A 19658-nucleotide genomic window follows, 5' to 3' on the forward strand; every position below is an offset into this window, starting at 1 on the left:
CTGAAGGAACGTTGAAGACGACGACGTTGATAGGCCGGGTGTGTAAGCGCAGCGATGCGTTGAGCTAACCGGTACTAATGAACCGTGAGGCTTAACCTTACAACGCCGAAGCTGTTTTGGCGGATGAGAAGACGATTTTCAGCAGTGATTCAGAGTTGAGTACGCAATAATTTGCGCAGCAGCAAGGCGGCAAGCGAAGGAAAGGAAGGAGCATACAGAAGTATGTGACTGACTTTACGAGCGCAGGCAACGCCGCTGATGCGATAAAGAATTGCGTACAGAGCACAAAGAATTTGCCTGGCGGCACTAGCGCGGTGGTCCCACCTGACCCCATGCCGAACTCAGAAGTGAAACGCCGTAGCGCCGATGGTAGTGTGGGGTCTCCCCATGCGAGAGTAGGGAACTGCCAGGCATCAAATAAAACGAAGGGCCCTGTCGGAAGACAGGGCCTTTTGTTTTTGTCTGTTTCTGCCGGATGGCGGCTCCGCCTTATCCGGCCTACAGGAATTATCCCGCCTACGAAGCTGGTGCTCTTGTAGAACTGATAAGAGCACAACCCACCCAATCGTTAACGATGAACTATCCTTTACACGTGCTTATATAAGCAGTGAGGATTTTCATTGGCTATCAAACCTTTTAACTACCAGCAAGACTTTTCCAGCATTGACTTCCGCCAGCAGCCTGAATTGTATCAGGTTGGACGAGGCGAGCAGGGGGTACTACTGGTTGAACCCTACAAAAGCGAAATTCTTCCTTTCTGGCGCTATAAAGATGAAGCATCGGCGATGAAATCCGCAGAACAGATCTACCAGTTGTTCGAAGCTTACCGGCAGCAGGATGATTTCGTTGGTATGGACATGGCGCGTAAATTTATTCAGATGGGATATACCCGCGCCAGGCGATACGCTAACTATAAAGGCGGTAAAAAGTATGCAGAAGACGGCAGCCTGAATACACGGGGTAATGATCCTATTAAGGCCGCGGCGGCAACGGTTTTCAAAGGTTGGTGGGATAAAATCCGTCAGGACGAAGACTATATGAAACGGAAACGCCAGCATCAGGCACGGTGGGGATAAAAATTAGCAAACAAATAATTAACACTTTATTTACTTTTGGGTCTCGCGTAATCTGAATCTCCAAAATAAAAGGCCGATTAAGCCTGGCAACAAGGAGAACAGTATGGCAGAAATTATTCAGCGTATAGATAAAAACAACGCTGAGGCTCCGGAGATGCGGCGACGCATATGGGCTATCGTGGGGGCCTCTTCCGGAAACTTAGTGGAATGGTTTGATTTCTACGTCTACTCTTTCTGCTCGCTCTATTTTGCACATATCTTCTTTCCTTCTGGTAATACCACCACTCAGCTTTTGCAAACGGCAGGCGTCTTTGCCGCCGGTTTTTTAATGCGGCCTATCGGTGGTTGGCTGTTTGGACGCATTGCAGATCGACGCGGGCGCAAAGCCTCAATGTTGATTTCGGTGTGCATGATGTGCATGGGGTCGCTGGTGATTGCCTGCTTACCTGGTTACGATACCATCGGCACCTGGGCACCGGCGCTGCTACTTATTGCAAGGTTATTTCAGGGGCTCTCGGTAGGGGGAGAGTATGGGACCAGCGCGACATATATGAGTGAAGTTGCGCTTGAAGGTCGTAAGGGATTTTTCGCGTCGTTTCAGTACGTTACGCTTATCGGCGGCCAACTACTGGCATTGCTGGTCGTTGTGCTTTTGCAGCAGGTTCTGGAGGATGCTGAGCTTCGTGCCTGGGGATGGCGTATTCCCTTTGCGCTGGGCGCCGTGCTGGCGGTTGTGGCGTTATGGCTACGTCGCCAGCTGGATGAAACCTCGAAGCATGAGACTCGCGCATTAAAAGAAGCCGGTTCGTTGAAAGGTTTGTGGCGTAATCGCAAAGCCTTTTTGATGGTGCTTGGTTTCACCGCGGCAGGCTCGCTGTGCTTTTATACCTTCACCACCTATATGCAGAAATATCTGGTAAATACAGCAGGTATGCATGCCAATGTCGCCAGCGGCATTATGACGGCTGCGCTGTGTGTTTTCATGTTGGTGCAGCCGTTATTCGGCGCGTTATCCGATAAGATTGGCAGGCGCACCTCTATGCTATGTTTTGGCGCACTCGCGACGCTTTTCACCGTTCCAATTCTCTCCGCGTTGCAGAATGTGACGTCGCCTTATGCCGCATTTGCTTTAGTGATGTGCGCGCTATTGATTGTGAGTTTCTATACCTCGATTAGCGGGATCCTGAAAGCGGAGATGTTTCCGGCGCAGGTTCGCGCCCTGGGCGTCGGTTTATCTTACGCGGTAGCAAACGCGTTATTTGGCGGCTCTGCGGAATATGTCGCGCTGTCGCTAAAATCTGTCGGTATGGAGAGTTCGTTCTTCTGGTATGTTACCGCGATGGCCGTTCTGGCTTTCCTGGTTTCGTTGATGTTGCACCGTAAAGGAAAGGGCTTACGCCTTTAGTATCGCGCCATTTGCCAGATAGCGTAACCGGTTGTCGCGCCAGCGACATCCCAGACAAAATCTTTCCAGCTCCAGCCGCTGCCTTCCGGGCGGCTGTCCCAGAGTTCTTTTGAGGCTCCGAGACTCAAAGAAAACATCAGCCCTATCGCTGCGCTGCGGTCAGGGCTTACTCCCTGGTGACGCGCATACTCATTACCGGCTGCCGATAGCATCGCTGATGCCATAAAATGCTGGGCTTTATCCTGACCGCTCCAGTGGTCGTTAGCCAGATGGCTGCACCCGGAGAGAAACAACACCGTAAAAGGAATCAACACGCGCACCAGTTCACTCCTAAGAGAAAACCCCGTACAGGACGGGGCTTCGATTACAGGATACGGCTAATTAATCTGTCGATGCGGATCCGGCGCAGACGGCGAATCAATTTACGCACTTTTATCGGATAGTCGGCAATGCTCTGCAGGTCACGATAATGTTTTACGATGGTTGTGTGCGTTCGGATAAGTTCCAGCTCTTTTTCCCGCTGAGGGGCAAGCTCCTGCTTAGGATCGTGGATTAGAATGGCGTTTTCCAGATCCAGACGCCAGGCGCGGGGATTCAGATTGTTGCCGGTGAGTAGCATCCATTTATCATCTACCCACATCCCTTTCAGATGATAGGTATTGTCGTCATCTTTCCACAGACGCACCACAAGCTGATCGGTATTGACGTAATACTGTAAACGGCTCAGGAAGCGGCGCAGGTTAATCTCATAGAGATAGGGCAGCGCGCCAATGATCTTGAACGGTTCATCTTCCGGAATGTAAAAATCATTCGCGGTTTTATCGCCAACTATGATTTCGACTTTCTTTCCGTCGCGCAGTAGCTGAATAATATTCCGCACCAGTACCGCTGGTAGATTGAAGTAAGGGGTACAAATGGTGAGCTTATGCTCCGCACAGGGCATGAGATGGAAAATGGTTTTGTTCAGCAGACTGGATTTTCCAAGCCCGACCAGCGGCGTAACGGAGAGCTGCTCGTCATTAGCGTCACCCTGAAAATGATATGACGCATCACGCAGCTCCTGACGGTATAAGCGGATATCGTTTTTAATCTCCGGGCTTTTCGGCCGCTGGGTATTATCCAGACGATTCACACCACGGCCATTCATCAGATTTTGCGTCACCCAGTCAAACATGATGTCTGCCATTTGCCGATTGCGAATCAGCTGGTAGCGATCGTAGCGATATTTGTCATGCTGATGGAGATAGACATCGTTCAGGCTGGCGCCGCTGTACAGGACGCTATCATCAATGATAAAGCCTTTAAAATGCAGTACGCCAAGCGCTTCTCGCGTATTAATCGGTACGCCGTAAACCGGGACATCAATGCCGGGGTTTTCCTGCGCCAGTCGGCAATACCAGTCTGCATTGGTATTCGAGGCCGCTGCGCCAATGCGCCCGCGTTGCGCGCGATGCCAGTCGACCAGCACCCTCACGTCCAGTTCAGGACGCTGCCGTTTAGCCGCATAGAGCGCGTCGAGTATACCTTTACCCCCATCGTCCTGTTCCAGATACAGGGCAACGATACAAATACGCTGCGTCGCGCTGGCGATTTTCTCCAGCAGTGTCTCCCGAAAAGTAGCAGGAGTATAAAAGAAATCTACATCATCAACTGACTGAGAAATCTTAGGGAGTTGGGCAAGGTGTTGTTGATGTTTATTACGCTTAAATTTTGACAACATCACAGTGCATTTCTTCTCTGTTCATTGAAGGGTCCTCTGTGCTATGCAGACGACATAAGCGAGCAATAATAACATCAGTACCCGTTAAAGTGGTCAACATTTCCAGTACATTACTCACGATTCATCACATTTGGCCAGATTCAGCGTCAATCCCACGATGCCCTCGTCGAGCTGAATATCGACCTGAAATCCCAGTTTTCTGGCCAGCGCGACCATGCCGCGATTGTTCGGCATCGTAATACCGTTCAGCCGCTTCAATCCGTGATCGCGAGTATAGGCAATCAATTTCTCCATTAAACGGCGTCCTAAACCCAACCCTTTGAGATCTGAACGCACCAATACGGCAAATTCGGCATCTACGTTGTCAGGATCGGAGATCGCGCGCGTTACGCCGAGGATCTCTTCAGCATTGTCCATCCGCCTCACGGCCACAAAGGCCATTTCTCGATCGTAGTCGATCTGCGTCATGTTGGCTAAATCTTCATGGGTGAATTCGTTGATCTCGCTGAAATAACGGTAGTAAAGATCCTCTTTGGTGACCTGTGCGATGAATTGTCGCAGTTGGGGCTCATCTTCCGGCAGGATAGGACGGAACAGGCAGCGATCGCCATTTTTCATCTCCACCCACTCTTCAAGCTGGTGGGGATAGGGGCGTACCGCAAGTCGACTTTCGTTATCGCCATCAAACGGGGCAATATCCAGCGTCACATCCAGCGCGGTAAACTCACTGGCGGAAGCCAGCAGCGGATGGATATCCAGACGCTGAATTTCCGGGCAGTCGACAATCAGGTTTGAAACCTGGACCAGCAATTGGCTTAAACCGACAATATCCAGCGGACGCAGCGCGCTACGGGCGCGAATTTTCCGCTGTTTAATGCCCTGAATCACCAGATAGCGCGCCAGATTCATGTTGAGCGGCGGCAGCGCGACGACAGCCTGCTCTTCCGGACGCCACTCTACGCCGCCTTCACCCAACATAATCAAAGGACCAAACACCGGATCGTGCTCGACCACCACACGAAGCTCCTGCGCGCCGGCGCGGTTAGCCATGCTTTGTACCAGCAAACCGTGAATCCGCGCTTGCGGCCAGGCCATCTTTACACGATCAAAAATGGCGTTCGCGGCCTGTTGTACCTCGCTTGCGGTCCGCAGGTAAAGCATGACCCCCTGAACTTCAGATTTATGCGGAATGTCGGGCGAGCGCAGCTTGAGAGCTACCGGATAGCCTATCTGTTCGGCGATATGCACCGCTTCAGCGCTGTCGCTGGCAATCCAGGTCGGGAGCGTGTGCAGCCCATAGGCGTGTAAAATCGGCTGTACTTCATGGGTATCCAGTGAGGCGGCGCCTTCCGCAATCGCCCGCTGTAACAGATTATGCGCCTCAGCGGTATTGGACGTCAGGTTACTCGGCAACGCTGGCGTTTCTCGCAGTTGCTTCTGGTTACGCCGGTATTCCACCATATGCATAAACGCGGTAATCGTGCCTTCCGGCGTGCGGTAGGTTGGTAACCCGGCTTCGCTGAATAGCCGTCTTGCTTCCTGAGACGAGAACTCGCCGCACCAGTTTGTCAGCAGCGTAACAAACTTGCCTCTGGGGTGGCGCTTGATCGTCTCGATCAGAGCATGGGCGCTTTCCGTACCCGGCGCGGCAGCGCTGGGAGAGTGGATAACCATAAGCGCGTCAAAATCCTGACTGGCGAGCAGGATATCCAGCGTTTTGATGTAATGTTCGCTGCTGGCGTCATCACACAGATCCAGCGGATTGGCAATATCTATGTGCGCGGGAAGCGCCTGCCGTAGTTGCAGGCAGGTCTCTTCGCTCAACGTCGCCAGCTTGCCGTTACGCGACCACAACTCATCTAACGCCAGCGCGGCAGGCGCGGCGCCATTGCTGATGATCATCAGTCTGTCGCCGCGTAGAGGACGCATATGGCTAAGTGTTTCGACGGCGGAAAAAAGCTCGTGCGTATCCTGGACTCGCAGCAGGCCTGCGCGCTGGATGGCTGCATCCCACGCAGGGTCCATTCCCGCGCTGGTATTAAGTAAACGCTGGGCTGCCGGGCTTCGGCCGCTTTTAATCACCAGAATCGGTTTGTTACGTGAAGCGCTACGGGCGGCGGAAACAAAACGGCGGGCGTCGCTTAACTGTTCCAGATAGAGCAAAATCGCGCTGGTCTTGCTGTCGCGCGCCAGATAGTCCAGTAGTTCATCGACATCAATATCCAGGCTATCGCCCAGCGCGATAAAGTAGGAAAAGCCCATTTCACGCTGTTGCGCCCAGTCAAGAATAGTATTGGACACGGCGGCAGACTGGGAAATAAAAGCGAGCTTGCCCTGTTTAATCGGGACGGGAGAAAAGCTGGCATTCAGCCCTTGCCACGGCGCGAGGAGCCCAAGACTGTTTGGACCCAGCAGACGCATTTTATAATGCCGGGCACAGGCAAGAAGTTCTTCATGTTGCGACGTGGGAGCAGACAGGATAATGCACGTTTTACACCCTTTCGCGCCAAGCGCGTCCAGTAACGCCAGGTTACGGCTGGCGTTAGTGCATAAAATAGCCAGATCGGGGGTGAAAGGAAGACTGGCGATATCCGGCCAGGCCATGACGCCTAAAACGGCTTTCCAGGCGGGCGTCACGGGAAGGACGGGGCCATTGAATCCGCCCGCCAACAAGTTACGCATCATCAGGTAACCCGCGCGGTGGGGCTTCATTGATGCGCCAATCACCGCGATCGATTTTGGCCGCAGTAGCGCTTCCAGTCCTTGCTGGCTCATACCGGTTTCCCTTACACAGAAGTGACCGGATAATTTTAAACGCTTTCGCTATTTTATGCTGTGACGTTTCCCGGATGTTGCGTTTTTCCTGCCAGATAGCGCGTTTTAAAACGGGTAAAATGTTCACCTAAACTGGTTGCCGCCTCGGTATCTCCCGCCAGATCTAACAACGCTATGGCGACTTCGGCGGTACAATATTGCCCTTCGGCATGGATTTCACGCAGACGATAAGCTGAAAGACGCGATAAATCGACGGAAATGACCGGCAGATGATCCAGATAAGGGCTTTTACGAAACATTTTACGTGCTTCGGGCCAGGTGCCGTCCAGCATGATAAACAGCGGCGGTTTCCCGGCGGGCGGGGTGGAAATGACCTCGCGCGCTTCGCCGGCGTAGGACGCAGGAAAGACCACTATCGGCTGATAATCCGGATGCCGTACCAGCTCCAGCAACGCCTGCGGCGGCTCGGTACGCGACCACTGAAACGCCGTGGTATCAGGCAAAATATCGGCTATCAGTCGGCCGGTATTGCTGGGTTTCATCGGTTCAGTGTCAAACATGACCAGACAAAAACGGCTTTTCGCCTGAGAAGGCGTTAACGTATCACACAGGCAAGATTTTAGCGGCAGCAGGCAGCGTTGACAGCGGCGAACCCGATTGCCTCTGGCAAGAAAAGGGCGTGTAGCGCGCGCAAGCCGTTCGGCGCGTAACTGAAGGACAGCGTTATTGGTCATAGAAAGCGTTTGCGGAGAAAAACGCTATTGTGGCAGAGGTGAAAACGGGGCACAAGATGCGCCCCGTGGCGTTTACAGCGCTTCGTTCAGCCAGCTGTCGAAAGGCGCTTTAGGCACTGCGCCATTAAGCATATCGACCACCTGTCCATGTTTAAAAATCATAATCGTCGGGATGCTGCGGATACCGAAACGGGCGCTGAGTTCCCGTTCCGCCTCGGTATTCACTTTGACGAAACGGACTTTACCGCTGCGCTCTTCTGCGACATCCTCGAAGATTGGCGCAAAGTTACGGCAAGGGCCGCACCAGGGGGCCCAGAAGTCGATCACCACTGGAAGATCGTCCTTCAACAGTTTGTCCAGCGTTTCGCCGGTCGCATTAATGACTTCTCCGTCAAACAACTCATGACCGCAGCGTCCACATTTTGCCGCGTCCTGAAGCCGATCGTCGGGGATGCGGTTAATGGCCTGACAATGGGTACAAACGGTGTTCATAGCTAACCTCTGAATACGTCGGAAGACGTCCCGCTACGCGCGGGATGTTTCTATAATGTTACATATTATCGAGGAGTCTGTGCTAAACAACAATGTGTTTTATTCAATGAGTACAATAGTCGCAAGCTTTTAAACGAAATCATGGCTAACCGGATGCACATCGGGTAATCTTCGCGCTTCGCGCAGCGCTGGTGGAGAAAAGCATGAACGATGAATTAAAAAACAAAAGCGGCAAAGTCAAAGTGATGTATGTCCGTAGTGATGATGACTCTGATAAACGCACCCATAACCCGCGTACCGGGAAAGGGGGAGGCCGCCCAGCAAAGTCTCGCACTGACGGTGGACGTCGCCCCGCCCGTGATGAGCGAAATAATCAGAGCCGTGACCGTAAACATGAAACTTCGCCGTGGCGCACCGTGTCCCGCGCGCCAGGCGATGAAACGCCTGAGAAAGTCGATCATGGTGGTATTAGCGGTAAAAGTTTTATCGACCCTGAAGTTTTGCGTCGCCAGCGTGCGGAAGAGACGCGCGTCTACGGCGAAAATGCCTGTCAGGCGTTATTTCAGAGCCGCCCGGATGCTATCGTTCGCGCCTGGTTTATCCAAAGCGTGACCCCGCGCTTTAAAGAAGCACTGCGCTGGATGGCGGCGAATCGTAAAGCCTACCATGTGGTGGATGAAGCCGAACTGGCAAAAGCTTCCGGGACTGAGCACCACGGTGGCGTGTGTTTCCTGATTAAAAAGCGTAACGGTACGACCGTTAAGCAATGGGTAAAGCAGGCGTCGGATCAAGACTGCGTGCTGGCGTTGGAAGATGTCGCTAACCCGCATAATCTGGGCGGCATGATGCGTAGCTGCGCGCACTTCGGCGTGAAAGGCGTGGTGGTACAGGATGCGGCGTTGCTGGAGTCCGGCGCGGCGATTCGTACCGCGGAAGGCGGGGCGGAGCATGTCCAGCCAATCACTGGTGAAAGCATTGTTGACGTACTGGATGATTTTCGTCAGGCGGGGTACACCGTGGTGACGACGTCCAGCGATCGCGGTCAGGCGCTCTTTAGTACGACCCTGCCGGAAAAGATGGTGCTGGTCTTAGGCCGTGAATATGACTACCTGCCGGAAGCGGCGCGCGAACCCGACGATCTGTGCGTGAAAATTAACGGCACCGGGAACGTGGAAAGCCTGAATGTGTCGGTTGCGACAGGCGTGCTGCTCGCCGAGTGGTGGCGACAGAATAAAGCGTAAGGGCTGCAGCCCGGTGACGCAACGCGCGCCGGGCCAATGATGTACTTCCTGCCGCCCGGTCAGACAAGGCGCTTTCGCGCCGTTATCCGGGCGATAAAACGGCGAGCCGCCAACGTTATTCACTCTCAGCCGGTAATACTGGCGTCCAGTCGATAGTTTTCTCGCCGTGTTGTTCCAGCCATTGGTTCGTTAGCGCAAAATGGTTACAGCCAAAAAATCCACGGTGCGCAGAGAGTGGCGAGGGATGCGGGGCTTTCAGAATATGGTGGCGCTGTGGATCAATAATCGCGCCTTTCTTCTGGGCGTGCGAGCCCCACAGCAGGAAGACGACCCCTTCGCGGTGTTGGTTAATCAGGCTTATCACTTTATCCGTAAAGGTTTCCCACCCCAGGCTGGCATGAGAGTGCGCCTGGCCTGCCCGTACCGTGAGCACCGTATTCAGTAACAGTACGCCCTGGCGCGCCCAGCTTTCCAGATAACCGTGCGCGGGGCGAACAAAGCCGGGAATGGAGGCTTCCAGCTCTTTGTACATATTCACTAATGACGGCGGGGGAGCGATCCCAGGACGCACGGAAAACGCCAGACCATGTGCCTGGCCGGGGCCGTGGTAAGGATCTTGTCCCAGGATCACCACCTTAACGTCGCCCAGTTCCGTAAAGCGAAAGGCGTTAAACACATCTTTTTGCGGCGGGTAGACCGTGATACCCGACTGACGCTCGCCAGCAACAGTGTGAAGCGTATTGATAAAGTAAGGTTGCTGTTTCTCATCAGCCAGCACATCGTGCCAGGTTAACTCAGTCGCCATCTCGCTCTCCTGCGAATTTCCAGTTCCCTTAGCTTAACTGCTTCTTTCTGCAGTGCAAAATCCTGCGTGCTACAAAAACGGTTACCTACAAAAGATAGTTGAAAATTTATGTAAAAAGTTTATAGGTCTGAATGGTGTAAGTTGATGTAAAACAATAAATTCCCTTCATCACCCTTTTTGTGGTGTGGTTTTTATTGATTTAAATCAAAGAATGAAGGGTGATCGAAGGGTATATATACACTCAAGCAACAATGGTTTTACCAATTGGCCGGGATTAGGCCGACCGAAATCAAATAATTTTGCCTGGGGAGGCATCACATGATTACAGGTATCCAGATTACTAAAGCCGCTAACGACGACCTGCTGAATTCCTTCTGGCTGCTGGACAGCGAAAAAGGCGAAGCGCGCTGCATCGTTGCAAAATCCGGCTTTGCTGAAGATGAAGTTGTGGCTGTCAGCAAACTGGGCGAGATTGAATACCGTGAAATTCCGATGGAAGTTAAACCGGAAGTACGCGTTGAAGGCGGTCAGCATCTGAACGTTAACGTTCTGCGTCGTGAAACACTGGAAGATGCGGTTAAGCATCCGGAAAAATACCCGCAGCTGACTATTCGTGTTTCTGGTTATGCGGTGCGTTTTAACTCCCTGACGCCGGAACAGCAGCGCGACGTTATCGCTCGTACCTTTACCGAAAGCCTGTAAGGCTTATCCGGTAATAACAAGCGGAAGAGGCCGGGCCTTTTCCGCTTTTGTTTTATTTGGGTCAGTAAAAAATCCGCACCGCGCAGTACACCAGCAGTAACGCCAGAATGATATTTAACTGGCGACCATAATGGCGAAACGCCCGCTGAAACAGATGTCCCGCCAGCGCCCAACACACATTACCGAACGTGCCGATCAATGCCAGCAATATACTGACGCCGATGACCCAGTTCAGCGCCTGCGTTTGCGGTAAAACAAATGTAGACAGAGCGGTAATGCCGTAAAGAATAATTTTGACGTTCACAAACTGCAGGCCAAAGCTTACCCAAAAGCCAACCGGTTTTGGTCTGGCGTTCTCATCCGCCGCTGGACTGGTGGCAATTTTCCACGCCAGCCACAGGATATACGCAGCCCCCACCCAACTGAGTAAATGAATGATTGCCGGATCGATAACCGCAAGGGAAAACGCGATCCCGGCGCACAGCAGCATAACGACCAAAAATCCCAGACTCATACCTGCCAGTACACGAATACTCTGCCGAAAACCATGTGCAGTTGCTGCGCTAAGCGCGAGAATATTGTTAGGGCCGGGGGTAAGGGCGGTGATTAATGTATAAGTCCAGAAAGCGCTTAAAAGCATCGGTGTCACTTGTCATCTCCTCTGTTTTAGCAGACAGTACCCGATATGAAATATTTAAAAAAATGAATGTTTTTTAATTCTGAATTCGAGATTTTCGATAGGTTGGTGGTTATGGATCTGCGTCGGTTTATTACGCTGAAAACGGTAGTGGAAGAGGGCTCGTTTCTGCGGGCTTCGCAAAAGCTGTGCTGTACTCAGTCGACGGTAACTTTTCATATTCAACAGCTTGAACGTGAGTTTTCCCTGCAACTGTTCGAGAAAATAGGGCGCCGAATGTGCCTGACCAATGAGGGGAAAAAGCTGATGCCGCATATCCATGAACTGACGCGTGTGATGGAGTTGATTCGTGAAGCCGCAAGGCAGGATGCGGAACCCGGCGGAGAGCTGCGCGTGGCGACAGGTGAAACCTTACTGGCGTACAAAATGCCGCAGGTTTTACAACGTTTTAAGCTGCGAGCGCCGAATGTCAAATTGTCGCTACAGTCGCTGAATTGCTATGTGATACGTGATGCGTTGCTGAATGACGAGGTCGATCTGGGCGTTTTTTATCGCGTAGGTAATGATGACGCGCTCACGATGCAGCAACTGGGGGAGCAGTCGCTGGCGCTGGTGGCCTCTCCACTGCTACAGGATGCTGATTTTACGCAGCCAGATCAGCATATTCCCTGTAGCTTCATCATCAATGAACCGCAATGTGTCTTCCGCCAGCTGTTTGAAAGTACGCTACGGCAGAGGCGGATTACGCTGGAAAACACCATTGAACTGTGGAGTATTGAAAGCATTAAACAGTGTGTGGCTGCTAACCTGGGCATCAGCTTTTTACCACGTTTTACCGTTGAACGAGAACTTAGTACCGGTCAGTTGAAAGAGCTGCCGTTTGGCGCGCCGTCGCTATCGATCATGGCGCTGTGCGCCCATCATGCCGGGAAAGCGGTCAGCCCGGCAATGCAGATATTTATGCAGTGTATGGAGGCGTGTTTTACCGTGGAAGATAAAAAAATGCCGGGTTAACGAACCCGGCATTATCATCACTCTTCGCTGGATTGCTCCTGCATTTTCGTACCGCTTGGCTTGCGGCGCTTACCGATATTTTTTGTATCGCGGTGACGTTTCTTCACGCGCGGCTTCTCTTTTTCTTTCTCTTTTTTCTTCTCGGCGCGTTTCGCCAGCACTTTTTTCGACGGTTTGCCGGTCAGCTTTTCGCTTGGCGCACGCGTGGTCGGGCGAAGCTCATCAATGACGCGCGCTTTTAGCGGCTCTTCGATGTAGCGACCGATTTTCAGCAGCAACAGATGGTCGTGGGCTTCTACCAGCGAGATTGCAGTGCCTTTGCGACCCGCACGGCCTGTACGACCAATGCGATGCAGATAGGTATCGCCACTGCGCGGCATGTCGAAGTTAATGACGTGGCTAACGTCAGGAATATCAATCCCGCGTGCCGCGACGTCGGTCGCGACCAGCACGTTAACGCGACCGTCGGTGAGACGCTTAATACCTTCGTTACGTTTGATCTGCGCCATCTCACCTTCAAGATAGCAATTGTTGATCCCTGCCAGACGCAGCGTTTCAGCCAGTTCATGGACGCGTTCACGTTTACGTACAAACACGATAGAACGGGTTGCATCGTCTTGTTTTAGCAGGTGCTTCAACAGCGCAACTTTATGTTCGAAATTGTCGGCACGGTAGTACCACTGGTGAATTTTCTTGCGCTCGCGGGTTGACGGATTGGCGGAAACCTCAACCGGGTCTTCCAGCAGGCGCTCGGCAAAATCTTTAATCGCATCGCCTTCCAGCGTGGCGGAGAACAGCATCGTCTGTTTACGCCAGCGGGTCTCACCAGCGATATGTTCAATGTCCTGAGCGAAGCCCATGTCGAGCATCCGGTCAGCTTCGTCAAGGATCAGTGTTTCAACCGCCCGGCAGTCAAAGTTCTCTTCTTTTATATATTGCAGCAGACGGCCCGTCGTGGCGACCACGATATCCTGGTTTTCGCTAAACACTTCAGCATGGTTCATATAGGCCACGCCGCCGGTAATCGTGGCGATATCCAGATGAGTATGCTTAGCCAGTTCACGAGCGTGATCGGCAACCTGCATTGCCAGTTCGCGGGTTGGCGTCAGGATCAGAATGCGCGGCGGCCCCGATTTTTTACGCGGAAAGTCGAGCAGGTGCTGCAACGCCGGCAGCAGATATGCCGCCGTTTTACCGGTGCCTGTCGGCGCAGAACCGAGTACATCACGGCCATCGAGCGCAGGCGGAATGGCGGCAGCCTGAATGGCGGTCGGGCGAGTGAAACCTTTATCCTGGAGGGCATCCAGCAGGCTTTCGTCGAGTTCAAGTTCGGAAAAAGTCGTTACAGTCATGTTCTACCTCTGTGTGGGGCGCTGATTATAGACGTTACGGCCGCAATCTTCATCTGTTTGTATGGATATCCCTTCTCAGGTATTGTTTTCACCCGGCGCTGTCGCCGTTTTTTGCAAGGTTGTTTTTACATGTCTCAGTCTGGCTCCGTTCTTCGTCGTAACGGATTTACGTTTAAACAGTTTTTTGTCGCACACGATCGGTGTGCGATGAAAGTGGGAACTGACGGTATTTTACTCGGGGCGTGGGCGCCGGTCGCGGATGTAAAGCGAATTCTGGATATCGGTACTGGAAGCGGTCTGCTGGCGTTAATGCTGGCGCAGCGGACGGATGACAATGTGCCTATTGACGCCGTGGAACTGGATGCCGGGGCTGCCATGCAAGCGCAGGAAAACGTGGCTCACTCTCCCTGGCCGCATCGAATAACGGTGCATACTGACGATATTCAGCGTTGGGCGCCTCGCCAGACGGTACGCTTTGATCTTATTATCAGCAACCCGCCTTATTACGAACCCGGTGTGGAATGCGCCACGCCGCAGCGGGAGCAGGCGCGTTACACCGCTACGCTGGATCACCAGACGTTATTGGCTATTGCGGCGGATTGTATTACCGAAGATGGCTTTTTTTGCGTAGTCTTGCCGGAACAAATAGGTAACGCTTTTACGCAGCAAGCGCTCAACATGGGATGGCATTTGCGATTACGTACTGACGTTGCGGAAAACGAAGCGCGCTTGCCGCACCGGGTTTTGCTTGCATTCTCCCCGCAAGCCGGGGAGTGCTTTAGCGACAGATTAGTGATTCGCGGGTCAGACCAGCATTATTCTGAAAGTTATACGGCGCTGACCCAGGCATTTTATCTGTTTATGTGAGGCGTTAACGGCGAAAGGATCGATGGGCCTGATTCAGCCAGTTGTTGCGGATAATCCAGCGTAAAGTGCAGCCCCCGGCTCTCTTTACGCATCATCGCGCAACGCACAATCAGTTCGGCCACTTGCACCAGATTGCGCAGCTCCAGTAAATTATTCGAGACGCGAAAGTTGGCGTAATACTCGTCAATCTCTTGTTGCAACATGGTAATACGCCGTAGGGCGCGCTCCAGCCGTTTCGTCGTGCGCACAATCCCCACATAGTCCCACATCAGCAGGCGCAGTTCATGCCAGTTATGCTGAATCACCACCCGCTCATCGGCGTTTTCCACGCGGCTTTCATCCCAGGCGGGAAGGGCGTCAACGCTGTGGACAGAAGGCATTCGCCTGTCGATATCCATTGCTGCGGACCAGCCGTACACTAAGCATTCCAGCAACGAGTTGGACGCCATACGGTTAGCGCCGTGCAGGCCGGTGTAACTGACTTCGCCAATGGCATATAAGCCGTCTACATCGGTACGACCATAATCATCGACGACCACGCCGCCGCAGGTATAGTGCGCGGCAGGAACAATGGGAATCGGTTCTTTGGTTAAATCCATCCCCAAATCGAGCAGTTTCGCATAGATCATCGGGAAGTGCTGGCGGACAAAATCGTCAGGCTTGTGGCTGATATCGAGAAACATACAGTCTGCGCCGAGTCGTTTCATCTCATGGTCAATAGCGCGGGCGACAATATCGCGCGGCGCCAGTTCCCCGCGTTCGTCAACGTCCGGCATAAACCGTGAACCGTCCGGACGTTTAAGGTATGCGCCTTCGCCGCGCAGCGCTTCGGTAAGGAGAAAATTACGCGCCTGCGGGTGATAAAGGGCGGTGGGATGAAACTGGTTAAATTCCAGATTAGCGACCCGACAGCCTGCGCGCCAGGCCATCGCGATACCGTCACCGGAGGAAATATCCGGGTTAGTGGTATATTGATAAACCTTTGAGGCGCCGCCGGTCGCCAGCACCACCGACTTCGCATGACAGGTTTCAACCCACTCTTTATTGCGATTCCAGATCCAGGCGCCGACGACCCGGCGAGGCCCCGGCAGACCCATTTTATCGGAGATAATTAAATCAACGGCGTTGCTGCGTTCCAGCACCTGAATATTAGGATGATTTTGCGCCCGACTGACCAACGTGGTTTCGACTTCCTTTCCGGTAGCGTCGGCGGCATGAAGGATACGGCGATGACTATGGCCGCCTTCACGCGTGAGATGATAGCTCTCCTTGCCGTTTGGCTGGACATGCGTATCAAACAGGACGCCCTGATCGATAAGCCACTGCACGCAGGTACGGGCGTTGCTGGCGACAAACTCCACCGCGTGGCGATCGCAAATTCCGGCACCGGCAATCAGCGTATCTTCGACATGCGACGCAATACTGTCGGTTTCATCAAACACGGCGGCAATACCGCCCTGCGCATAAAACGTGGAGCCCTCGCTCACAGGCCCTTTACTCAGGACGATAACCTTATGCTTTTCAGCCAGACGCAGCGCCAGCGAGAGTCCGGCCGCGCCGCTGCCGATAATTAACACATCACAGGACAGTTCAGGAGTTGTCATCATGGTTTTTGTTTAATTTACTAAACATGGTTGCGGCAGATTAGCACTATATGGCGCTAAAAAGCACGTAATGATTTCGCTGGTGTTGTGCTTATTAAACATAAAATAAAAATACGGCGAGAGATAAACGGCAAAAAATATTTTATAGGGCAGGGTGTTAGCGTCGGATTTTGTAGTGAAATAAAGATGCTGTTAGGTTACTCTGCAAACGACGAAATGGGCATTTCTGTACAGATAGTGCGTTGTTCAGCATCTGTAGACTTATAATGGAAGATAAGACCTGTCTACAACATGACAAACAAAAACAAATGCGTAACGGAACTTTACGAAACATAGACACTCTAACCTGTTGCTTGCTCATAGTGCGGCTTATGGAGTGGCGTTTCGAAAGCGCGTGGAAATTTGGTTTGGGGAGACATTACCTCGGATGAGCGAGCAGTTAACGGACCAGGTCCTGGTTGAACGGGTCCAGAAGGGAGATCAGAAAGCCTTTAACTTACTGGTAGTGCGCTACCAGCATAAAGTGGCGAGTCTGGTTTCCCGCTATGTGCCATCGGGCGACGTTCCCGATGTCGTACAGGAATCATTTATTAAGGCCTATCGCGCGCTGGATTCTTTCCGGGGGGATAGCGCTTTTTATACCTGGTTGTATCGCATTGCGGTCAATACCGCGAAGAACTACCTGGTTGCGCAGGGGCGTCGTCCGCCTTCCAGTGATGTAGACGCGATTGAAGCAGAAAACTTTGAAAGCGGCGGCGCGCTGAAAGAAATTTCGAACCCTGAGAACTTAATGTTGTCAGAAGAACTGAGACAGATAGTTTTCCGAACTATTGAGTCCCTCCCGGAAGATTTACGTATGGCAATCACCTTACGGGAGCTGGATGGCCTGAGCTATGAAGAGATAGCGGCTATCATGGATTGTCCGGTGGGGACGGTGCGTTCACGTATCTTCCGGGCGCGGGAAGCTATTGATAATAAAGTTCAACCGCTTATCAGGCGTTGACGATAGCGGGATACTGGAAAAGGTATTAGGCATGCAGAAAGAAAAACTTTCCGCTTTGATGGATGGCGAAACGTTGGATAGTGAGCTGCTCAAAGCGCTTACGCACGACCCGGAAATGCAGAAAACCTGGGAGAGTTATCACCTGATCCGCGATTCAATGCGGGGGGATACGCCTGACGTTCTCCATTTCGATATATCCGCTCGCGTGATGGCCGCTATTGAAAACGAGCCAGTACGTCAGGTGTCGCCATTAATCCCTGAGGCCCAACCCGCTCCGCAGCAATGGCAGAAAATGCCGTTCTGGAAAAAAGTGCGTCCGTGGGCGGCGCAGCTTACCCAAATGGGCGTGGCGGCGTGCGTTTCACTTGCAGTTATCGTCGGTGTCCAGCACTATAATGGGCAATCTGAAACATCCCAACAACCTGAAACGCCGGTTTTCAATACCCTGCCTATGATGGGGAAAGCCAGCCCGGTAAGTCTGGGAGTGCCTTCTGAAGCAGCGCCTGTCGGCAGTCAGCAACAGCAGGTACAGGAGCAGCGTCGTCGCATTAATGCCATGTTGCAGGACTATGAACTGCAGCGCCGACTGCACTCCGAACAGCTTCAGTTTGAGCAGGCGCAAACCCAGCAAGCCGCGGTACAGGTGCCAGGAATCCAAACTTTAGGAACGCAATCGCAGTAATGAAGCAACTTTGGTTTGCCATGTCCCTTGTGGCGGCTAGCCTGTTCTTCTCAGCAAACGCCTCGGCCGACCCTGCGTCCGGGGCGTTATTGCAGCAGATGAACATCGCCAGTCAGTCACTGAATTACGAGCTGTCATTCGTCAGCATCACGAAACAAGGCGTTGAATCTCTGCGTTATCGACACGCACGCCTGGATGGTCGCCCGCTTGCGCAATTGCTACAGTTGGACGGTCCCCGCCGGGAGGTCGTACAGCGTGGTAATGAAATCAGTTATTTTGAACCGGGCCTTGAGCCGTTCACCCTGAACGGTGATTATATTGTCGATTCTCTGCCTTCCCTGATTTACACCGACTTCAAGCGCCTGGCGCCATACTACGACTTTATTTCTGTCGGACGCACCCGTATCGCAGACAGATTGTGCGAAGTTATCCGCGTTGTGGCGCGCGATGGTACGCGTTACAGCTATATCGTCTGGATGGACATGGACACCAAACTACCGATGCGCGTTGATCTTCTGGATCGCGATGGCGAGACGCTGGAGCAGTTCCGCGTTATTGCGTTCACGGTGAGTCAGGATATCGGCAGCAACATGCAGGCGCTGGCGAAGGCGAATCTGCCGCCGCTGCTTTCTGTTCCCGGTGGCGAAAAAACGAAATTTAACTGGAGTCCATCCTGGGTGCCGCAAGGCTTTAGCGAAGTTTCCAGCAGCCGTCGTCCGTTGCCGACGATGGATAACCTGCCTATCGAATCGCGGCTTTATTCTGACGGTCTGTTTAGCTTTTCCGTCAATGTGAACCGGGCGACGCAAAACAGCAGCGATCAGATGCTGCGCACCGGGCGCCGAACGGTTTATAGCAGCGTTCGCGACAACGCGGAAATCACCATTGTCGGCGAGCTTCCGCCGCAAACGGCGAAGCGCATTGCCGACAGTATCAAATTCAGGGCAGTACAATGATTAAAGAGTGGGCAACCGTTGTCTCCTGGCAGAATGGTCAGGCGGTGGTGAGCTGCGACGTTAAAGCGTCATGCAGCAGCTGCGCCTCCCGTGCGGGATGCGGCAGTCGCGTGCTGAATAAATTAGGGCCGCAAACCACGCATACCATTGTTGTGCCAAGCGCGGAGCCGCTGGCGCCGGGGCAGAAAGTCGAGTTGGGCATCGCCGAAAAAAGCCTTTTAGGTTCGGCGTTGCTGGTCTATATGTCGCCTTTAGCGGGGCTATTTCTTTGTGCGGCGCTTTTTCAGATGCTGTTTGGATCTGACCTTGCCGCATTAAGCGGGGCCGTGCTGGGCGGCGTGGGCGGTTTTCTGGTTGCCCGCGGCTATTCCCGAAAACTGGCGGAGCGTGACGCCTGGCAGCCGGTGATTTTAAACGTTGCCCTCCCGCCGAACCTTGTCCGCGTCGAAACTACCTCAATCGAAACGCGCCAGTAAACGTTTTGCCCAACGGTGCACCTGCCGCGTTGGGTTGTTGTCCCGATAAGCATGCGCTTTTCCTGCGTTGCGGTGTTTTACAGGAAAAAAGCGAGGCGTTTTCCAGTTCCCGCTCTC

20 protein-coding genes and 2 rRNA genes are annotated in these 19658 nt (G+C 53.0%); 13 read left to right on the forward strand and 9 right to left on the reverse strand.

The genetic code is table 11. From position 1 onward, the window contains the following. From HV477_RS07920 to HV477_RS07935, 4 genes are all read left to right on the forward strand, one after another. Nucleotides 1-99: ribosomal RNA gene (locus HV477_RS07920) — 23S ribosomal RNA — on the forward strand; the annotation flags it as partial. Nucleotides 100-296: 197 nt separating this feature from the next. Then, a 5S ribosomal RNA gene (rrf, locus tag HV477_RS07925) occupies nucleotides 297-412 on the forward strand. A gap of 208 nt (nucleotides 413-620) precedes the next feature. Next, nucleotides 621-1076, forward strand: coding sequence for a DUF4385 domain-containing protein (locus tag HV477_RS07930; RefSeq protein ID WP_023233482.1), 456 nt, complete (start codon nucleotides 621-623; stop codon nucleotides 1074-1076). A gap of 103 nt (nucleotides 1077-1179) precedes the next feature. Beyond that, a complete protein-coding gene (locus HV477_RS07935; RefSeq protein WP_079899153.1) occupies nucleotides 1180-2481 on the forward strand; it encodes an MFS transporter in 1302 nt (433 codons plus the stop codon). On the opposite strand, the gene HV477_RS07940 is transcribed toward HV477_RS07935, so the two are convergent. The 5 genes from HV477_RS07940 to trxC all read right to left on the reverse strand — a co-directional run bounded on the left by HV477_RS07940 (nucleotide 2478) and on the right by trxC (nucleotide 8202). Beyond that, nucleotides 2478-2801, reverse strand: coding sequence for a YfiM family lipoprotein (locus HV477_RS07940; RefSeq protein ID WP_001264473.1), 324 nt, complete (start codon nucleotides 2799-2801; stop codon nucleotides 2478-2480). The two genes, HV477_RS07935 and HV477_RS07940, sit on opposite strands and share 4 nt — an antisense overlap. Before the next feature lie 44 nt (nucleotides 2802-2845). Further along, on the reverse strand, nucleotides 2846-4201 hold the full coding sequence (pssA, locus tag HV477_RS07945; protein WP_000949286.1) for a CDP-diacylglycerol--serine O-phosphatidyltransferase: 1356 nt from the start codon (nucleotides 4199-4201) through the stop codon (nucleotides 2846-2848). A gap of 114 nt (nucleotides 4202-4315) precedes the next feature. Next, complete coding sequence (gene pat, locus HV477_RS07950; protein WP_079899152.1) at nucleotides 4316-6976, reverse strand: protein lysine acetyltransferase; 2661 nt, start codon at nucleotides 6974-6976, stop codon at nucleotides 4316-4318. A gap of 53 nt (nucleotides 6977-7029) precedes the next feature. Then, nucleotides 7030-7710, reverse strand: a complete 681-nt coding sequence (gene tapT / locus HV477_RS07955; protein ID WP_000183649.1) for a tRNA-uridine aminocarboxypropyltransferase — start codon at nucleotides 7708-7710, stop codon at nucleotides 7030-7032. 72 nt (nucleotides 7711-7782) lie between these two features. After that, entirely contained in the window at nucleotides 7783-8202 is a 420-nt protein-coding gene (trxC, locus tag HV477_RS07960) for a thioredoxin TrxC (protein ID WP_001098732.1), read from the reverse strand. Nucleotides 8203-8405: 203 nt separating this feature from the next. Here trxC and HV477_RS07965 point away from each other — a divergent pair, with 203 nt between their 5' ends. Next, nucleotides 8406-9443 (forward strand): tRNA/rRNA methyltransferase, encoded by a 1038-nt coding sequence (locus tag HV477_RS07965; RefSeq protein ID WP_023237211.1) that lies wholly within the window; start codon nucleotides 8406-8408, stop codon nucleotides 9441-9443. A 115-nt stretch (nucleotides 9444-9558) separates the two neighbouring features. Here the strand turns inward: HV477_RS07965 and ung are convergent, their stop codons facing one another. Then, on the reverse strand, nucleotides 9559-10248 hold the full coding sequence (gene ung, locus HV477_RS07970) for a uracil-DNA glycosylase (RefSeq protein WP_000179978.1): 690 nt from the start codon (nucleotides 10246-10248) through the stop codon (nucleotides 9559-9561). Between the two features lie 318 nt (nucleotides 10249-10566). Between ung and grcA the strand changes: the two genes are divergently transcribed. Then, a complete protein-coding gene (gene grcA / locus HV477_RS07975) occupies nucleotides 10567-10950 on the forward strand; it encodes an autonomous glycyl radical cofactor GrcA (protein WP_000627811.1) in 384 nt (127 codons plus the stop codon). 61 nt (nucleotides 10951-11011) lie between these two features. Here grcA and eamB read toward each other — a convergent pair whose 3' ends face one another. Then, on the reverse strand, nucleotides 11012-11599 hold the full coding sequence (gene eamB / locus HV477_RS07980; protein WP_000188414.1) for a cysteine/O-acetylserine transporter: 588 nt from the start codon (nucleotides 11597-11599) through the stop codon (nucleotides 11012-11014). Between the two features lie 102 nt (nucleotides 11600-11701). Here eamB and HV477_RS07985 point away from each other — a divergent pair, with 102 nt between their 5' ends. Next, nucleotides 11702-12601, forward strand: a complete 900-nt coding sequence (locus HV477_RS07985) for a LysR family transcriptional regulator (RefSeq protein ID WP_023245307.1) — start codon at nucleotides 11702-11704, stop codon at nucleotides 12599-12601. A gap of 17 nt (nucleotides 12602-12618) precedes the next feature. On the opposite strand, the gene srmB is transcribed toward HV477_RS07985, so the two are convergent. After that, nucleotides 12619-13953, reverse strand: a complete 1335-nt coding sequence (srmB, locus tag HV477_RS07990) for an ATP-dependent RNA helicase SrmB (protein ID WP_000219174.1) — start codon at nucleotides 13951-13953, stop codon at nucleotides 12619-12621. A 129-nt stretch (nucleotides 13954-14082) separates the two neighbouring features. On the opposite strand from srmB, the gene trmN reads away from it, so the two are divergent. Next, the gene (gene trmN / locus HV477_RS07995) at nucleotides 14083-14820 is read left to right on the forward strand and encodes a tRNA(1)(Val) (adenine(37)-N(6))-methyltransferase TrmN (RefSeq protein ID WP_000083343.1); all 738 of its coding nucleotides are present in this window, start codon (nucleotides 14083-14085) and stop codon (nucleotides 14818-14820) included. Here trmN and nadB read toward each other — a convergent pair. Next, complete coding sequence (gene nadB / locus HV477_RS08000; RefSeq protein WP_000989181.1) at nucleotides 14805-16427, reverse strand: L-aspartate oxidase; 1623 nt, start codon at nucleotides 16425-16427, stop codon at nucleotides 14805-14807. The genes trmN and nadB overlap by 16 nt on opposite strands. A 263-nt stretch (nucleotides 16428-16690) precedes the next feature. Here nadB and rseD point away from each other — a divergent pair, with 263 nt between their 5' ends. The 5 genes from rseD to rseC are packed head-to-tail and all read left to right on the forward strand — an operon-like array spanning nucleotide 16691 to nucleotide 19541. Further along, complete coding sequence (gene rseD / locus HV477_RS08005; RefSeq protein ID WP_014344135.1) at nucleotides 16691-16855, forward strand: rpoE leader peptide RseD; 165 nt, start codon at nucleotides 16691-16693, stop codon at nucleotides 16853-16855. After that, nucleotides 16852-17427 (forward strand): RNA polymerase sigma factor RpoE, encoded by a 576-nt coding sequence (gene rpoE / locus HV477_RS08010; RefSeq protein ID WP_000003307.1) that lies wholly within the window; start codon nucleotides 16852-16854, stop codon nucleotides 17425-17427. Before rseD ends, rpoE begins: the two co-directional genes overlap by 4 nt. 31 nt (nucleotides 17428-17458) lie before the next feature. Beyond that, nucleotides 17459-18109 carry an anti-sigma-E factor RseA gene (rseA, locus tag HV477_RS08015; protein WP_001168374.1) on the forward strand — a complete coding sequence of 217 codons (651 nt, stop codon included), beginning with the start codon at nucleotides 17459-17461 and terminating at the stop codon, nucleotides 18107-18109. Then, nucleotides 18109-19065 carry a sigma-E factor regulatory protein RseB gene (gene rseB, locus HV477_RS08020; RefSeq protein WP_000812017.1) on the forward strand — a complete coding sequence of 319 codons (957 nt, stop codon included), beginning with the start codon at nucleotides 18109-18111 and terminating at the stop codon, nucleotides 19063-19065. Before rseA ends, rseB begins: the two co-directional genes overlap by 1 nt. Then, a complete protein-coding gene (rseC, locus tag HV477_RS08025) occupies nucleotides 19062-19541 on the forward strand; it encodes a SoxR-reducing system protein RseC (protein WP_000589088.1) in 480 nt (159 codons plus the stop codon). Before rseB ends, rseC begins: the two co-directional genes overlap by 4 nt. The last annotated feature ends 117 nt before the right edge of the window (nucleotides 19542-19658 follow it).

It is taken from the genome of Salmonella sp. SG203, assembly GCF_013350575.1.
Lineage (GTDB): Bacteria > Pseudomonadota > Gammaproteobacteria > Enterobacterales > Enterobacteriaceae > Salmonella > Salmonella enterica.

Bases quoted from the DNA above. Each gene is read 5' to 3' on its own strand.
- rseB (WP_000812017.1), top strand. From the start codon at position 18,109: ATGAAGCAACTTTGGTTTGCCATGTCCCTTGTGGCGGCTAGCCTGTTC.
- trxC (WP_001098732.1), bottom strand. From the start codon at position 8,202: ATGAACACCGTTTGTACCCATTGTCAGGCCATTAACCGCATCCCCGAC.
- trmN (WP_000083343.1), top strand. From the start codon at position 14,083: ATGTCTCAGTCTGGCTCCGTTCTTCGTCGTAACGGATTTACGTTTAAA.
- grcA (WP_000627811.1), top strand. From the start codon at position 10,567: ATGATTACAGGTATCCAGATTACTAAAGCCGCTAACGACGACCTGCTG.
- rseC (WP_000589088.1), top strand. From the start codon at position 19,062: ATGATTAAAGAGTGGGCAACCGTTGTCTCCTGGCAGAATGGTCAGGCG.
- HV477_RS07965 (WP_023237211.1), top strand. From the start codon at position 8,406: ATGAACGATGAATTAAAAAACAAAAGCGGCAAAGTCAAAGTGATGTAT.
- HV477_RS07935 (WP_079899153.1), top strand. From the start codon at position 1,180: ATGGCAGAAATTATTCAGCGTATAGATAAAAACAACGCTGAGGCTCCG.
- rpoE (WP_000003307.1), top strand. From the start codon at position 16,852: ATGAGCGAGCAGTTAACGGACCAGGTCCTGGTTGAACGGGTCCAGAAG.
- HV477_RS07985 (WP_023245307.1), top strand. From the start codon at position 11,702: ATGGATCTGCGTCGGTTTATTACGCTGAAAACGGTAGTGGAAGAGGGC.
- tapT (WP_000183649.1), bottom strand. From the start codon at position 7,710: ATGACCAATAACGCTGTCCTTCAGTTACGCGCCGAACGGCTTGCGCGC.
- pssA (WP_000949286.1), bottom strand. From the start codon at position 4,201: ATGTTGTCAAAATTTAAGCGTAATAAACATCAACAACACCTTGCCCAA.
- ung (WP_000179978.1), bottom strand. From the start codon at position 10,248: ATGGCGACTGAGTTAACCTGGCACGATGTGCTGGCTGATGAGAAACAG.
- nadB (WP_000989181.1), bottom strand. From the start codon at position 16,427: ATGATGACAACTCCTGAACTGTCCTGTGATGTGTTAATTATCGGCAGC.
- pat (WP_079899152.1), bottom strand. From the start codon at position 6,976: ATGAGCCAGCAAGGACTGGAAGCGCTACTGCGGCCAAAATCGATCGCG.
- srmB (WP_000219174.1), bottom strand. From the start codon at position 13,953: ATGACTGTAACGACTTTTTCCGAACTTGAACTCGACGAAAGCCTGCTG.
- rseA (WP_001168374.1), top strand. From the start codon at position 17,459: ATGCAGAAAGAAAAACTTTCCGCTTTGATGGATGGCGAAACGTTGGAT.
- rseD (WP_014344135.1), top strand. From the start codon at position 16,691: ATGGAAGATAAGACCTGTCTACAACATGACAAACAAAAACAAATGCGT.